The sequence below is a fragment of the Chryseobacterium manosquense genome, from assembly GCF_014623485.1.
Classification (GTDB): Bacteria; Bacteroidota; Bacteroidia; order Flavobacteriales; family Weeksellaceae; genus Kaistella; species Kaistella haifensis.
On record NZ_CP060203.1, the window covers coordinates 1795065 to 1811045 of the forward strand.

General features: G+C 36.5%; 15 protein-coding genes. 6 read left to right on the plus strand and 9 right to left on the minus strand.

Annotation, left to right across the window (positions count from 1 at the left end; translation table 11 throughout):
• Positions 1-38 precede the first annotated feature (38 nt).
• Positions 39-476 carry a DUF6759 domain-containing protein gene (locus tag H0S70_RS08625; protein ID WP_188320521.1) on the plus strand — a complete coding sequence of 146 codons (438 nt, stop codon included), beginning with the start codon at positions 39-41 and terminating at the stop codon, positions 474-476.
• On the opposite strand, the gene H0S70_RS08630 is transcribed toward H0S70_RS08625, so the two are convergent.
• The gene (locus H0S70_RS08630; RefSeq protein WP_188320522.1) at positions 473-1567 is read right to left on the minus strand and encodes a DUF4407 domain-containing protein; all 1095 of its coding nucleotides are present in this window, start codon (positions 1565-1567) and stop codon (positions 473-475) included. The two genes, H0S70_RS08625 and H0S70_RS08630, sit on opposite strands and share 4 nt — an antisense overlap.
• 186 nt (positions 1568-1753) lie before the next feature.
• Entirely contained in the window at positions 1754-2308 is a 555-nt protein-coding gene (gene ruvC, locus H0S70_RS08635; protein ID WP_031501978.1) for a crossover junction endodeoxyribonuclease RuvC, read from the minus strand.
• Positions 2309-2482: 174 nt separating this feature from the next.
• Here ruvC and H0S70_RS08640 point away from each other — a divergent pair, with 174 nt between their 5' ends.
• Complete coding sequence (locus H0S70_RS08640) at positions 2483-5215, plus strand: M16 family metallopeptidase (RefSeq protein ID WP_188320523.1); 2733 nt, start codon at positions 2483-2485, stop codon at positions 5213-5215.
• Between the two features lie 50 nt (positions 5216-5265).
• Here the strand turns inward: H0S70_RS08640 and H0S70_RS08645 are convergent, their stop codons facing one another.
• The 4 genes from H0S70_RS08645 to H0S70_RS08660 all read right to left on the minus strand — a co-directional run bounded on the left by H0S70_RS08645 (position 5266) and on the right by H0S70_RS08660 (position 11024).
• On the minus strand, positions 5266-6393 hold the full coding sequence (locus tag H0S70_RS08645; RefSeq protein WP_228453702.1) for a serine hydrolase domain-containing protein: 1128 nt from the start codon (positions 6391-6393) through the stop codon (positions 5266-5268).
• A 109-nt stretch (positions 6394-6502) separates the two neighbouring features.
• On the minus strand, positions 6503-7093 hold the full coding sequence (locus tag H0S70_RS08650) for a transposase (RefSeq protein WP_188320524.1): 591 nt from the start codon (positions 7091-7093) through the stop codon (positions 6503-6505).
• 84 nt (positions 7094-7177) lie between these two features.
• Entirely contained in the window at positions 7178-10540 is a 3363-nt protein-coding gene (locus H0S70_RS08655; RefSeq protein ID WP_188320525.1) for a methylmalonyl-CoA mutase family protein, read from the minus strand.
• A 124-nt stretch (positions 10541-10664) separates the two neighbouring features.
• Positions 10665-11024 carry a hypothetical protein gene (locus tag H0S70_RS08660; protein ID WP_228453703.1) on the minus strand — a complete coding sequence of 120 codons (360 nt, stop codon included), beginning with the start codon at positions 11022-11024 and terminating at the stop codon, positions 10665-10667.
• A gap of 97 nt (positions 11025-11121) precedes the next feature.
• On the opposite strand from H0S70_RS08660, the gene H0S70_RS08665 reads away from it, so the two are divergent.
• The 4 genes from H0S70_RS08665 to rpsB all read left to right on the plus strand — a co-directional run bounded on the left by H0S70_RS08665 (position 11122) and on the right by rpsB (position 13442).
• Positions 11122-11454, plus strand: a complete 333-nt coding sequence (locus tag H0S70_RS08665) for a hypothetical protein (protein WP_188320526.1) — start codon at positions 11122-11124, stop codon at positions 11452-11454.
• Positions 11455-11626: 172 nt separating this feature from the next.
• Entirely contained in the window at positions 11627-12082 is a 456-nt protein-coding gene (gene rplM / locus H0S70_RS08670) for a 50S ribosomal protein L13 (RefSeq protein WP_031501463.1), read from the plus strand.
• Positions 12083-12087: 5 nt separating this feature from the next.
• Positions 12088-12474, plus strand: a complete 387-nt coding sequence (rpsI, locus tag H0S70_RS08675; RefSeq protein ID WP_031501464.1) for a 30S ribosomal protein S9 — start codon at positions 12088-12090, stop codon at positions 12472-12474.
• Between the two features lie 200 nt (positions 12475-12674).
• Positions 12675-13442: a 30S ribosomal protein S2 gene (rpsB, locus tag H0S70_RS08680; protein ID WP_031501465.1), complete on the plus strand. Its 768-nt coding sequence runs from the start codon at positions 12675-12677 to the stop codon at positions 13440-13442.
• Between the two features lie 93 nt (positions 13443-13535).
• Here the strand turns inward: rpsB and trmB are convergent, their stop codons facing one another.
• The 3 genes from trmB to H0S70_RS08695 form a co-directional block, all read right to left on the minus strand.
• Complete coding sequence (gene trmB / locus H0S70_RS08685) at positions 13536-14213, minus strand: tRNA (guanosine(46)-N7)-methyltransferase TrmB (protein ID WP_188320527.1); 678 nt, start codon at positions 14211-14213, stop codon at positions 13536-13538.
• A gap of 68 nt (positions 14214-14281) precedes the next feature.
• Entirely contained in the window at positions 14282-15046 is a 765-nt protein-coding gene (locus tag H0S70_RS08690; protein WP_188320528.1) for a DUF6759 domain-containing protein, read from the minus strand.
• Between the two features lie 82 nt (positions 15047-15128).
• Positions 15129-15920: a hypothetical protein gene (locus H0S70_RS08695; RefSeq protein ID WP_188320529.1), complete on the minus strand. Its 792-nt coding sequence runs from the start codon at positions 15918-15920 to the stop codon at positions 15129-15131.
• Positions 15921-15981 lie beyond the last annotated feature (61 nt).

Below are 15981 nucleotides of genomic sequence, written 5' to 3' on the forward strand. Positions count from 1 at the left end.
AAAATTATTGCTTAATTTTACTTTTAAATCATTTTAAAATGAAATATTACTTCTTTTTTCTCTTGCTTTTCCTATTGGTTCAATGTGATATTTTACCTTCTACAAATCCTGTTTATCCCTCAAATACTTCTGTTTCAACCAACGAAAGCAAAGAATTCGAAGGTTTAATGCAAAAAGACCAAATCAATAAAAAGCAAGTGACCGCCGAAGTCCTTACCTATCTTTTGAATGACGACGATCCCAATGATCCGAAAACCGCCGCTGTCATCGACAACAATTCCAATTGCAATATCATTTTAAGATTGGCTGAAATTAAGGGAAACCGAATTTATAATCTGCCAATTCCGAAACACAGCAAAAACCAATTTGTCATTTACAAAGGGAGTTACACGATGAAATCTAATGTTTGTGCCGCAAAATATTATTCACAAAAACAAATCAGCGCTCCATTAATTTTGAAACTTTCAGGGAATTAAATGTTCGGTTCAGAGGAATTATTTTTTCTTAAATTTTCTTTAAAATCCTCAATTCGCCAATCGGTTCCAGCATTTCCTTTTTCGATTTTTTCTTTGGAATATAAACGGAAATCGTTTTCTGTTTTTTCTAAAAGATAATCATAAGGACCAACGGACGAAATTAATTTCACCAAAACCGGAGAAATTTCCAGGCAGATGAAAAGTCCCATGATAAAAGCAGCCGCAATTCCAATAATCGGGGTGTTTTTTCCCAACTCATCAAGGGACTGAAGTCTGGCGGCAAAACCATTGAATTTGTCTTCAAAAGTTTCGGTTTTATTTCTTTCCGTTTCGATATTGGTGTAGACTTTAGAGATTTCTTTGTCTAAATATTCCAATCTTGGAGCGATTTGTTTTTGATAATTTTCCAAATCCTGGCGACGCTGTTCTTTCAATTCAGATTTCCTTTTGGCATTGGAACCGAACCCCACTTTCCCACTCGTCAAACCACTTTGTTTTCCCAAAATCTCCTTCTCTAGCTCTACCGCAGCAGAATCATAAGATTTTTGATACTCCGCAATTTTGTTGGAAATTTGTTTTTTTTCAGTCTCAAAAGGTCCCGATTGTTGCAAAATTCTGCCATTCATTTCCGCCTGGAGTTGGGTTTTATTTCGCTGAATAATAGTATTCAGCTGTTTGTTGACTTCCTTCTCAAAGATTTTAAGTTCCAAAGGTTTCGAGATAATAATTCCTAAAAATGTCGCTAAGATCAACCTTGGAATTGCCATTAAAATCTGGTTCCACCAAGTTCCTGTTTTCTTAATGGAAGAAACGATATAGCGGTCAAGATTAAAAATCATCAGTCCCCAAAGCAACCCAAATCCTGCCGAAACCCAAAGATCATCAAACACCGTAAACATCGCATAACCGGCGGATAAAGTTGCGAAAACTGCCGTAAATAAAACAATTCCACCGATCCCAGCAAACTTATTCCATTCGCTCGGAGTTTTTCTCAGGATATGTAGATTTCCGCCGGAACAAATGATCAAAAACTGCTGAAACCAATTCATTTTATGATTTATAGGTTTTATATTTTGAGGGATATTTTTCATTTCTTACCGTATTTAAAATTCATTAAACTTATTAAATTTGTCCATAAAAACTCCAAAATGTTACAAATAGTATTATGTTTAACCAAGAAGATAGCTTGTAGAATTGTTGTAAATATATTTTACAAATTAAATCATTAAAATTCAATAATTTACAAAATACTTAAGAAAATTAAAAGAAAATATTTCCTACTTAATTCGATCCGGATTTTGTTTCAAAAAACTATCCCAACCCGAATAATTTTTATCTGAAACCAGATTCCCAGAATTGAAATGATGACAAACCGCGACCGCTAAACCATCGGAAGCATCGAGGTATTTTGTTGGAAATTCTTTCAATTTCAAAAGGTTTTTTAGCATTCCGGCGACTTGTTCTTTGCTCGCGTTTCCGTTTCCGGTGATCGCCATTTTTATTTTTTTCGGAGAATATTCGGTAATCGGAATATCCCGATGAAGTGATGCCGCCATTGCAACACCTTGCGCACGACCAAGTTTCAACATACTTTGCACGTTCTTTCCAAAAAAAGGTGCTTCCAAAGCGACTTCATCAGGGTGATATTCATCTATTAATGCTAATGTTTTATCAAAAATAATTTTGAGTTTCGTTTCGTGATTAGGATATTTCTTTAAAATAAGTTCGTGGATGGAAATCAGTTCGATGGAACTTCCTTTCACAGCGATAATTCCGAAACCCATAATTGTGGTTCCCGGATCGATTCCTAAAATAATTTTTTCTGTTTGCACCTCACAAAAATAGCAGTTTCAAACAAATTGGCTCATTTTATAATCATTAAATCAGAAAAATAATTTTAAATTTGTTTACCGACACGTTATCTTATTGAATAAGAGTTATTTTCAAGAATCTTAAAATTTTAAGCCAAAAAAAAGCATTAGCAACAAAAAAACAAAATAAAAAACATGAAAAAATTTCTATTAAGCTTAACGCTGATGACCACGCTATCCGCAGGAAATTTAGCCTATGCACAAAAACATGAAGCCCCGAAATTTGTGACCAACATCGAAGGAACCAAGGAATATTCCTTAAGCAACGGAATGAAGATCCTGCTACTACCCGATCCTTCGCAAAGTAATATGGTGGTGAACATAATTTATAATGTAGGTTCAAAAGACGAAGGTTACGGCGAAAAAGGAATGGCTCACTTGCTGGAGCACATGCTTTTTAAAAGCACTAAAAATCTCGGCGACATCAAAAAACAACTATCCGACAAAGGTGGCGCTGCAAACGGAACCACTTGGTACGACCGAACCAATTATTACGAAATTTTCCCTTCCAATGATGAAAATCTAAAGTGGGCTTTGATGATGGAAGCGGACAGAATGATTAATGCGACTATTTTGCAAAGCGACCTCGATAAAGAATTTTCGGTGGTAAGAAATGAATTTGAAATTGGCGAAAATGATCCCTCAGGAGTTCTTATGGAAAAGGTATTTTCTGCTGCGTATTTATGGCACAACTACGGGAACAGTACGATTGGAAGTAAAGAAGATATCGAAAGAGTGAAAGCTCCGGTGCTTAGAAAATTTTATGAAAAATATTATCAACCCGATAATGCAACTTTGGTTATTGCCGGGAAGTTTGATGAAGCGAACGCGCTAAAATACGTTTCAGAATATTTTGCTCCACTTCCGAAACCTACCCGAGAGCTCGGTGGAACTTACACGGTAGAACCCGCGCAAGATGGTGAAAAATTTGTGGAAGTAAGAAGATCCGGAGACAGCAAAATTGTTTCCGCAGGATATCATGCCGCTGCTTATGCGGACAAAGATTACGCAGCTTTGGATGCATTAATAGAAGTATTAACTGCAGATCCATCCGGTTATCTTTATAAAAACTTGGTCGAAACTCAAAAAGTATCAAGTTTATGGGCTTATTCGCCAACTGTGAGAGATGCTGGATTGGTTTATTTCCATTTTGATGTTCCAAAAGATAAAGATTTGGAAGCGACAAAAAATTTGGTTAGATCTGAACTCGATAAAATTGCAACAATCGCCTATACAGAACAGGATTTAGCAAGAGCGAAAGCGAAACTTTTAAAACAAATAGAAAACACTAAAAACAACACTATTAACAAAGCTATTGGTTATACAGAAATTGTTGGAGCCGGCGGTTACAAGTTGGCGTTCCTGTATCGTGATAACGTTGAAAAACTTAGTCTTGCAGACCTCAACAGAGTTGCACAAAAATATTTTAAAAGCAATAACAGAACTGTAGGAATTTTTATTCCATCCAAAGACGAGCAGCGTGTAAAACCAGCAGAATTCAGCAATGAGCAAATTGCCGCACTAACCAAAGATTACAAAGGAAAAGCTCTAGAAAAAGAAGCCGCTCCTTTCGAAGCAAGCATAGCCAACTTAAAAAACAATTTGAAAGAAGGCGTACTTTCGAACGGTATGAAATACGGTTTGGTAAACAAAGAATTAAAGGGTGAAAAAATTATCGCCAACTTCAAATTACTGATCGGTAACGAAAAAGAATTGGCCGGAAAATCGTCCGTCGGAGCTTTAACTGCAGCTTTACTCAGTTCAGGAACCAAAACGAAAACCAAAGAACAAATCCAGGATCGTTTGGATCAACTCAATTCTTCAATCTATTTCCGAACCAGTGGTCAAAATTTCTTGATTAATGTATCGACTTATAAAAACAATTTCGCCGAAGTAATGGATATTTTGCAGGATATTTTAGCTAATGCAACCTTCCCGCAAAACGAGCTTACGAAAATGATTGCTGAAAACAACACCTATTTGGAAGCGCAACAAAAAGATCCGCAAGCCATCGCAAGCAACGAACTTCAACGCCTGGCAAATCCTTATCCGAAAGAAAGCATTTTCTACACGCCAACTTTGCAAGAAGAAATAGACAATAACAAAAAAGTAACCCGCGATCAAATCACCGCTTTCTATCAAAATTTGATGGGTGCAAATGATGGACTCGGAACTGTTTTAGGAAGTATCGATGCTAAAACTACGGCAAATTCATTAGAAAAAACCTTCGGAAAATTCACCGCAAAAATCAAATATTCCGAAGTGAAACCTACCTATTTTGAAACTAAAAAATTGGACAAAAACTTCATCACTCCCGATAAGGAAAACGCGGTCGCTCTAGGAACCGAAAAATTCAGAATGGATCAAAAACATCCTGATTATGCAGCTTTGGTATTGGCCAATGAAATCCTGGGAAGTGGAGGTTTCCTTTCCGCAAGACTTCCGATGAGATTGCGCGAAAAAGAAGGAATCAGCTACGGTGTGGGTTCTTACCTCAGCGTTCCGGTGACCAATGATGTGGCTTCCTGGAATTATTATGCATTCTTAAATCCGACTAAAAGAGATGCTGTAGAAGCCGCTTGGAAAGAAGAAGTTTCCAAAGCATTGAAAGACGGTTTTACCGCTCAGGAATTGGCTGACAATAAAAAAAGCTACGCCAATGTTCAACAAACCAATCTTGGAATGGATAATACTTTGATCAATTTGGTCAACAAAAAACTTCAATACGGAGTTTCACTTGATGAATACGACGCATTGAACACAAAAATCCAAGCTTTAAAATTGGAAGAAGTGAATGCCGCACTGAAGAAATATTTAAGTTTAGACAAAATTATTTCGGTGTACGCAGGAGATTTCAACAAGAAATAGATATTTTTTTTCAAAAGTAAATCCGGGACTTTCGTTCCGGATTTTTTATTTTAATGAAGATTTTTTTGCGTTTCAATCAATGCATTTTCAACAGCTTCGGTTATTTTTTTTACTTCTTTGTGAGGATTGAAAAACCCATTTTTCCCTTTTGCTTCATCGGCGATATTCGAGAGAATAACCACCGAAGTTTTCGTTTCGGGATAATAAATATTTAATGATGGCGATCCTTTCACATAACCGGTATGAAAATAGGATTTTGGTTTTCCCTCATTCATCATAATTCCAAAACCATAACCCACTTTCCCCAAAATTGGGTGGTTATTTTCCGTAGATTGGGACATAAATTTTCTAAGCGATTCCGGTTTAAGAATTTTTCCATTATATAAAGCAAAATTCCATTGATGCAAATCCGAAACTGTGGAGAGTAGACCACCTGCTCCTACCGAAATCTCACTATTGGAAAGTCTTGTGGGCATATTTTCGACTTCCAGAAATCGAGAAGAATTTCCCAAATACGCGCTCGAAAAATGATGATTCACGAATAAATCTGAAGTCGAAGAATGTTTCATCACGGCTTTCGCAAAAAGTTCTTGCGCATTTTCGCCATATGTTTTTCCCGAAGCTTCCTCGATCAATTCACCCAAATATCGGTAACCCTTATTGGAATAATTGAATTTTGTTCCAGATTTTGAAAGCAAACCACTTCCCGAATCGCTGAGCCCGGAAGTATGATTCAGCAATTGCCCAATGGTGATATTTTCAAAAGTTTTGGACTGAAATTCTTTTAAATATTTTGAAACTTGATCTTCCACTTTCAATTTTCCTTGTTCTTCAAGAAGCAAAATCATCACCGCAGTAAATTGTTTACTAACCGATCCAATGGCGAAAACCGAATTGCTATCAAGCGGAGTTTTGTTTTTAAAATTCTCAAAGCCATTATATTTTTCATAAAGAATTTTGCCATTTTGCATTACCGAAATACTTCCGTTGAATTTCGATTGTGAAAATACCGAATCCATCTGTTGCACCAACAAATTTTTCTTAAACTGCGTAATTGTACTATCGATAATGGCATTCCTTTTTACACTTTCATCGACCAATTTCTCGGATTCGGATTTGCAGGCCGAAAAAATAGCTAGAAAAAAAGTTGAATAAATTAATATTTTTACAGGATTCACATTTGTAATTTTTATAAAAATATTAAATTTAATTCTAATAAAAAAACAAGGATTTAAAGGAAACCGTCAAGGTTTTAAAAACCTTGACGGTTTGTATTTGTAGTAGTTATTAAAATAATTCTCCGTAATTCATATCTATTTCATGCATATCTTTATAAGTTTCAACATCTCCAAATAAAGATAATACAAGGTCTCGCTTTAATTTTGTCGGTTTATCGGAAATTATGCTTCCATAAGAACTCCACGGATAATCGAAAACATTTTCTGTAAAGCCATATTTTTTGGGAGTGTGGTGGATATAATGAATTGCTTTTCGAAGATGTTCTTCAGAATCGATTAATTTTCTTTCAAAATTCTTCTCAAATAATGATCCTGTTCTTTCATATCGCTTGTTAATGGCTTTTGCATAAGAGTTGAAAAAATGTCCAAACTGCAAATGAACATCTACCTTTTTTGGAACCTGCGTGGCAGTATAAATTAATTTTTCGGTATCGATATCACCCTTTATAAAAACTAAAAGATGAAAGTGATTTTTGAGAAGAACCCACGCCAAAATTTCACAAAACGGGGAAAGATATTGATCCATTCTGTGCAGGAAAAACTCGTAATTTCTTTTTTCAAAGAAAATATTCTGTCCATTATTTCCACGATTGTAAATGTGGTAATAATTTCCTGGCACGAGAAGGAGTTTATCTGCCATTATAATTGGATTTTCTTGTTGATAGCCATCTACACAAACCGTCAAGGTTTTAAAAACCTTGACGGTTTTTTTAGTTGATAAAAACTACATATTCCGCCTGTATTTTCCGCCCACTTCAAACAAAGCATTAGTAATCTGTCCAAGAGAACAGAATTTCACCGCTTCCATCATCAGTTCGAAAAGGTTTTTTTGATTGATGGCTGCGTGTTGTAATTCTTCCAAAACCTTCTGTGTATGGGCTTTGTTGGCAATTTGGTAAGTTTCCAAATTTTTAATCTGCTGTTGCTTTTCCTCTTCAGTAGAACGGATTACTTCTCCCGGTAAAACCGTTGGTGAACCATCTTTGCCAAGGAAAGTATTCACGCCGACAATTGGATATTCGCCGGTATGTTTCAGCCATTCGTAATGCATGGATTCTTCCTGAATTTTCGAACGCTGATACATAGTTTCCATAGCGCCCAAAACGCCGCCACGTTCGGTGATTCGGTCGAATTCAGCATAAACAGCCTCTTCAACTAGATCCGTCAGTTCTTCAATAATGAAAGAACCTTGTAAAGGATTCTCGTTTTTCGCTAAACCTAATTCTTTATTAATAATCAGCTGAATAGCCATTGCTCTACGCACGGACTCTTCGGTTGGCGTGGTGATCGCCTCGTCGTAAGCATTGGTGTGCAGCGAGTTGCAGTTATCGTAGATCGCATATAGCGCCTGCAACGTAGTTCTAATATCATTAAAATCGATTTCCTGCGCGTGCAGCGATCTTCCGGAAGTCTGGATGTGGTATTTCAGCATCTGGCTTCTTTCGTTGGCATTGTATTTTTCACGCATTGCTTTAGCCCAGATTCTACGCGCAACACGGCCGATTACGGCATATTCAGGATCAATTCCGTTCGAGAAAAAGAAAGACAAGTTCGGAGCGAATTCATTGATATCCATTCCTCTCGACAAATAATATTCCACATACGTGAAACCGTTTGCGAGCGTAAAGGCCAGCTGCGAAATCGGATTTGCACCGGCTTCAGCGATATGGTAACCGGAAATCGACACGGAATAGAAGTTTCTCACTTTTTCTTTGATGAAATATTCCTGAACGTCGCCCATCAATCTCAATGCAAATTCGGTAGAGAAAATACAAGTATTTTGCGCTTGATCTTCTTTTAAAATATCTGCCTGAACGGTTCCACGAACTGTTGCGATGGTTTCTGCTTTAATTTTCGCATACGTTTCCTCATCTAAAATCTCGTCGCCGGTAAGTCCCAATAATTTCAAACCCAATCCGTTATTCGAAGGAGGAAGTTCACCGCTGTATGTTGGTCTTTTTAAACCTTTGTCATCAAATTTTTGCTTTAATCTGGCTTCAACTTTATCCCAAAGATTATTTTCCTCAATGTATTTTTCACAATTCTGATCAATGGCTGCATTCATGAAAAACGCGAGCAACATTGGCGCCGGCCCATTAATCGTCATCGATACGGAAGTCATGGCATTCACCAAATCGAACCCTGAATAGAGTTTTTTGGCATCATCCAAAGTCGCAATCGAAACTCCTGCATTCCCGATTTTCCCATAAATATCCGGCGGAAAAGCAGGATCCTGACCGTAAAGCGTCACCGAATCGAACGCTGTAGAAAGTCTTTTGGCGTCCATTTCTGCGGAAACGTAATGAAATCTTCGGTTGGTTCTTTCGGGTCCTCCTTCTCCGGCAAACATTCTTGTTGGATCTTCTCCAGTTCTTTTGAATGGATAAATTCCTGCGGTGAAAGGAAATGCTCCGGGAACATTTTCCTGGCCTTTCCAACGAATCAAATCGCCCCAATCCTGAAATTTTGGCAAAGAAATTTTCGGAACTTTCAGATGAGAAAGCGTTTCCGATTTGGTTTGAACTTTAATTTCTTTTCCACGAACGAGGTAAATATATTCATCGGCTTCGTGCTTCAGTTTGAAATCGTGCCAACCGTTCAAGAAATAAATATTTTCCTGGCTAAGATCTTTTTTGATTTTCTGATATCTTTTTTCGATGACTTCCTGAGAATTTACATCATCTTCAAGAATATTTTTTGCGCCTTGAAGTTGGTAAAGTTTTCTTGCGATCAATGCCTGATCAACCACTTCTTTGTCGTAAGCACGGTTGTTTTCAACGATTTCGGAAAGATAGCGAACTCTTTTCGGAGGAATAATGGTGGTTTCTTCCGAAACATTTTGTTCCACATATTCGCTTAAATTCAAATCCGAAAATTTATCATTTACTTTTTTAATCAATTCATTGAAAAGTTCGGTTGTTCCCCAATCGTTGAACTGACTGGCTTTCGTGGAATACACCGGCATATTTTCCAACGGCTGATCAAACAAAACATGATTTCTCTGAAACTGTTTTTTCACCGCTTGAAGCGCATCCAAAGCTCCGCGTTTGTCGGATTTATTTAACGCAACCAAATCTGCATAATCAAGCATGTCGATTTTCTCCAATTGGGTTGAAGCACCATATTCCGGGGTCATCACATACATGGAAACATCAGCAATATCAGTAATTTCTGAACCAGATTGTCCGATTCCGGATGTTTCGAGAACGATGACATCAGGTTTTGCTATTTTTAAAATATTTAATGCTGAATGAATGTGTGGCGAAACCGAAACATTGTTTTCTCGGGTTGCCATCGAACGCATATAAACTCGCGGATCATTAATGGAATTCATGCGGATTCTGTCGCCCAAAAGTGCACCCCCTGTTTTCTTTTTGGAAGGATCGATGGAGATGATGGCAATTTTTTTCTCCGGATTGGAGCGTAAAAATCTTCTTACTAATTCGTCGGTTAAGGAGGATTTTCCTGCGCCACCGGTTCCGGTTATTCCGATAATTGGAATGTGTGAATCTTTTGATCTTTGCTCTATTTCCTTAACCAAATCAGGTTTAGTTTCGGAAAAGTTTTCAACAGCAGAAATCACTTCAGCAATTGATTTTGAATCTTCAAATTTAATTTTATCTAAATCTTGAACGGTAATTTTTTCTCCTGTTGGAAAATCGGATTTCTGTACCAAATCGTCAATCATTCCCTGCAAACCGAGTTCGCGGCCATCATCAGGAGAATAAATTCTTGTCACGCCATAATCCATCAAATCTTTGATTTCTTCAGGCAAAATAACGCCACCTCCGCCACCAAAAATCTTGATATGTGTCGCATTTTTCTTTTTTAAAAGATCAAAAATATATTTAAAATACTCGTTGTGACCACCTTGATAGGAAGTTAACGCAATTGCATTGGCGTCTTCCTGAACCACACAGTTTACTACTTCTTCAGCGGATTTGTCATGGCCGAGATGAATAACTTCTACGCCGGTTCCTTGGATTACGCGACGCATGATATTGATCGCAGCATCGTGGCCATCGAATAATGCGGCGGCGGTAACGATACGGATTTTGTTTTTTGGAGAATATTTTTGGGTTTCCATAATTGAATGTTCGTAAGATTCCAAATATAGGATTTTTTGTAATTTTAAAAAAGAAAACCCTTTCTGTTGATTGAAAGGGTTTTATATATCAATATTGATAAACAAATTTTGTCTTATAATATTGTTATTGTTTTGTAACCGACCAGTTTCCGACCCAATCACCCATTTTCCAGGTGCCTGATTTTGTTTTTAGGTTTCCCAGCAAGGTAAAACCCGATTGTAAAGTAACGGATTGCAGCGCGCCATCATCCCGCACCATTCCTGAAACAAAAGAGTTTTCGGTACTGAATTGCGAAACTTTCGTAACCGAAATATAACCGTTTTGGGCTACTTCAATGGTTAAAGAACCCACTTCGTCGCCGGAATAATTTCCTTTGTAAACGCCCTTAAAAGGAGATACGTAATTTTCATTAGCTTCTTCTTCCCTAAGATTATCAATAATTCGTTGGCAAGAAATAAGAGACAAAATACTCAAAATTGTCAATGTTGGTCTAATTTTCACGACTGTTATATTTTTCTCAAATATAAAAAAAATACCAATTTGTTTATTAAATCTTTATTTTTGCGGAAACTTTATTAATATGCAACGCGTCATTATTTATTTTTTCGCCGGAATCGTGATCAGTTTTCTTTTGAATTATTTTTTGTTGGGAAGCCAAGGTTGGGCGTTGGATTTATATTATGCAATTGCATTTGGTGCGGCTTGGGGAATGGCTTATTTCCTTGATGATGAAAAATTCACTTTGGCGCAGAAGCTTGGGATTTCATTTCTGGGGATGGGAATTTTAATCATTTTTGGAGTTTTACTATTCGATTTGGAGAAAGCGGTACCTTCAGTGATCAAATTTTCAATGGTTTTTGTGGCATATTATGTCTTTGCGAGTTTTAAAAGTTCGAAATCTTTAAGAAGATAATAGAGAATTCAATAAAATTTAGGCTCATTAAAGAGAAAAAAAGCATTAATAAACCCATCATTTTCAAAACCTTAGGATAATATTTTCTAAAATATTTTCTGTTTCAAAAAAAATCTTTACCTTTGCACACCCTATTTAGGGAAAATTATGTTTAATCGTTAAACGAAAAAGTGTGAATACATTAAGTTACAAAACCGTTTCAGCTAACAAAGCTACCGCTAATAAAGAATGGGTTGTGGTAGACGCTGAAGGACAGCCATTAGGAAGACTAGCTTCTAAGGTTGCAAAGATTTTGAGAGGAAAGCACAAAACGAATTTTACGCCTCACGCAGATTGTGGAGATAATGTAATCGTTTTGAATGCTGGGAAAGTAACCCTTTCCGGGAACAAGTGGGCTGACAAGACTTACATTTGGCATACTGGATATCCAGGTGGTCAAAAGTCGATGACTGCTCTTGAACTTCAGAAAAAAGATTCTTTAAAAGTATTGGAAAAATCTGTAAAAGGAATGCTTCCAAAAAACAAATTGGGATCTCAATTGTTTACTAACCTTTATTTATATGAAGGAACAGAACACAAACACGAAGCTCAACAGCCAAAAGTTATTAATATTAACGAATTCAAATAATTAATATGTCAATAGTTCATAAAATAGGAAGAAGAAAAACTTCTGTAGCAAGAGTTTATGTGAGACCAGGTTCTGGTGTAATTACCATCAACAAAAAGGATTCTAAAGAATATTTCGGAACCGATGTTTTGGTATACAAAGTGAACCAACCATTTTTGTTGACAGAAACTGTAGGTCAGTATGACGTGACAGTGAATATTTTCGGAGGTGGAATTACAGGTCAGGCAGAAGCGATCAGACTAGGAGTTTCTAGAGCATTATGCGAAATCAACGAAGAGTTCAGATTATTGCTGAAACCTCACGGCTTGCTTACAAGAGATGCAAGAATGGTTGAAAGAAAGAAACCAGGTCAGAAAAAAGCAAGAAAGAAATTCCAATTCTCAAAACGTTAAGAATTGCTGTAAGCAATATGCTTTATGCATTAAGCTTCAATTCCTACAAATTATTAAACCGCTTGACAGCTTAGCGCTTATAGCCTAAAGCCTAAAGCCTAACAAAATGCCCCGTTAGTTTAGCACCCAAACATTTCTCCCATCTAAAGAAATTGTTGATTGCACAAATGCGGAACGTAAACTAAAAATAAAAAAGCGACATGGCAAAAGCAAATGTTAAAGACCTTTTAGAGGCAGGTGTTCACTTCGGTCACATGACCAGAAAGTGGAATCCAAATATGGCTCCATACATTTTTATGGAGAAAAACGGTATTCACATTATAGACTTACATAAAACAGTTGTAAAATTAGACGAAGCTTGTAGCGCTTTGGAAAAAATTACTTCTGCTGGCAAAAAAGTTCTTTTCGTGGCTACAAAGAAACAAGCGAAAGAAGTAGTTGCAAAATATGCGGCTGACCTTAATATGCCTTATATCACTGAAAGATGGCCTGGTGGAATGCTAACAAATTTTGTTACCATCCGTAAGGCCGTTAAGAAAATGAACCATATCGATAAAATGAAGAAAGATGGAACTTTCGAAACTTTATCTAAAAAAGAAAGACTTCAGGTAGATCGTCAAAGAGCTAAGCTTGAGAAAAACTTAGGTTCTATTTCTGACATGGTTCGTCTTCCATCAGCTCTTTTTGTAGTTGATATTATGAAAGAACACATCGCGGTTACTGAAGCTAAAAAATTGGGTATCCCTGTATTCGCTATCGTAGATACGAACTCAGATCCAAGAAAAGTAGATTTTGTAATCCCAGGAAACGATGATGCTTCTAAATCTATCGATATGATCTTGAGCGTAGTTTCATCATCTATCAAAGACGGATTGTCTCAAAGAAAAGCTGATAAAGAAAAATCTAAAGAAGAAGGAGAAAAAGTATCTGCTGATGCTGATGCAGATTTCGACACTGCTGCAGAATAAGATTTTATCTTCAATACAAGAAAAGCTCAGATTAATTTCTGAGCTTTTTTTATGTTTAAATGAAAATGATTTAAAAATTTAAATCGAAAACAGTTACTTAATTCTGAATTTAATATAAGTAATAGTTTTCCCTTTTGCGGAAAATAATCCCTCGTAATAGGTCTTAATTTCTCTTAGAAGCGGCGTTCCCGGTTCGTATTCCGGTGCTCCATAAATATCGTGATGGGCAGAAATAATTTCGTGACCTTGTCCTTGAAGCAATCCTAAAGTATAACCATGAAGAAATTCCGAATCGGTTTTCAAATGAATAATACCATCTTTCTTCAAAATTTTCCTGTAGCGATCCAGAAAATCGGGATGCGTCATTCGGTGTTTGGTTCTGCGGTATTTAATCTGTGGATCCGGGAAGGTAATCCAGATTTCATCAACCTCATCTTGGTCAAAAAAACAATCTACCAATTCGATTTGCGTTCTCAAAAAAGCGACATTATTGAGGTTTTTCTCGTGAGCTTCTTTAGCTCCAAACCAAAATCTAGCACCTTTGATATCAATTCCGATGAAGTTTTTTTCAGGAAAAGACTTTGCCAGTCCTACGGAATATTCCCCTTTTCCACAACCGAGTTCCAAGACGATAGGATTCTCATTTTTGAAGACTTCAGATCTCCATTTACCTTTTAAAGGATAATTATTAAGTGCCTCTTCTCTGGTCGGCTGAAATACGTTCGGAAGTATTTTGTTTTCGGCAAATCTTGCCAGTTTATTTTTACCCATTTCTTATTCAAAATCGTGCAAAAATAACCAAAAATATAGACTTTAATGATTTTTTGACCAAATTAAAATCAATGAACTTTAGAATCACCCAATTCTACGATGATGGCCTTGTTCACCGTTTTTTGCGATGCGTACTGTGCGCCACAAAGTAAACTTGAAAAAAGATAATCACCTTTGGGTACCACAATCGTATTATCCGATTGTGCAGGAATTGCGAGACGATACTTGGTAAAACCCACTCCTTCCATTCGCATAATGATGTTACATTCCGATTTGTTTTCAATCATTACAATACTTTCGGTGCTGTTTGGGTTGTTGTCAAATAGCGAATTTAGGATTTTTACCGTGTTATTCTTGTGCTCGATTGGGTTAGTGGACATCAGCATTTTAAATTCTTCCTCTTCCGGATTTTCATAAGCTATCGCAATATTGGAGGATGCTTGCGGATGTGGAACAGCTGTTTTTGGCTGGCTTGTAAATGCTAGTCGTTCTTTGTAATAAGCAATCTGTTTTTGGCGAATGATTTCATTCATTTCATCAAAACCAATATTTGTAGAAGGCTTTCTGCGAAGGATTGCGAGTTTTTCTTGAAAATCTTTGACACGCTGATCTGTTGGATGCGCATTCTTTATATAATCTTTCAGCAATTGGATGAGTCTTGGTTTTAAGACCGATCTTTTGGGCTCATCCGGATGTGCAATTTTGAGGTATGCATCTATTTCGTAAATATTATTACTTCTGAGAATATGAGAATAATCTTTGCCTTTTTGCTGTGCAGAAAAAATTGCCGAAGTAAGTACGAAAGAAAGGAGTATATTTTTAAAAAAATACATTTTTATTGATAATATGTTTAACTTAAAATTTTTGTGCAAATTTATTTAAAAATTATAAATTGGCTTTAAGGTGATTCAGAAATCATTCTAAGTTGTCCATTAAATGCGAATTTCGAAGTCGCCGCTGATAAATCGGCAAGTATTTTTCTATATAAACGGAAACTGCTTCATAATTATTATCTTCAATAAGAGGAAATAAACCTTCAGAAGTATAAACAAACTGCAAGAAATTATTAATGAAGCTGGTAGGAATTTTCAGGTTAGTAAAATATGCATCACCATAATATTTTCTGATGTTGGTTACAGCAATATTCATTTTTTCATATTGATTGGCGCGTTCCTTCTTTTTTCGATCGCCAGAAAGAATGTCATAAATGCTTTCCAAACTAAAAGTAAGTCCACCGCCTGAAAAACCAGCAACAGGAAGTTGTGGAGACGTTCCATCGCCTTTTGGAGCAGGTAAACCGATCATTTTCTGCAACGCCATTGTTTTTTCTCCCGTTTTCAGGGAACTCACATCTTTTCTGAGGTTTCCGGTAGGTTTAAATTTATTAATTACCACTTCTTGGATATCGTAATAAGCAATTTTGAGTTCAACAAAGTTATTAGCATTCTGCAAATTTTCTGCGGTTACGGTAACATCTTTTCGATCGGTAACGATAGAAGTAAAACGAATTACATCACCTGGTTTCGCCGGAATTTTAAAAGTACCGAAATAATCGGTGTAAACAGTTTTATGAGAAGTAATGTTGGTTACATAAACCTGATTGAGATAGTACACAGAATTATCTCTGATAATAATTTCGCCGGAGAAAAACTGGGCATGAATCTGTGTTAAAACAAACAGCGCAACAAGTAGAAAAAATCGTTTCATATAGGAAGCAAAAGTAAATCAATTTTTACATTTACTATGATGAATAAAGGGTTTGCCGTGG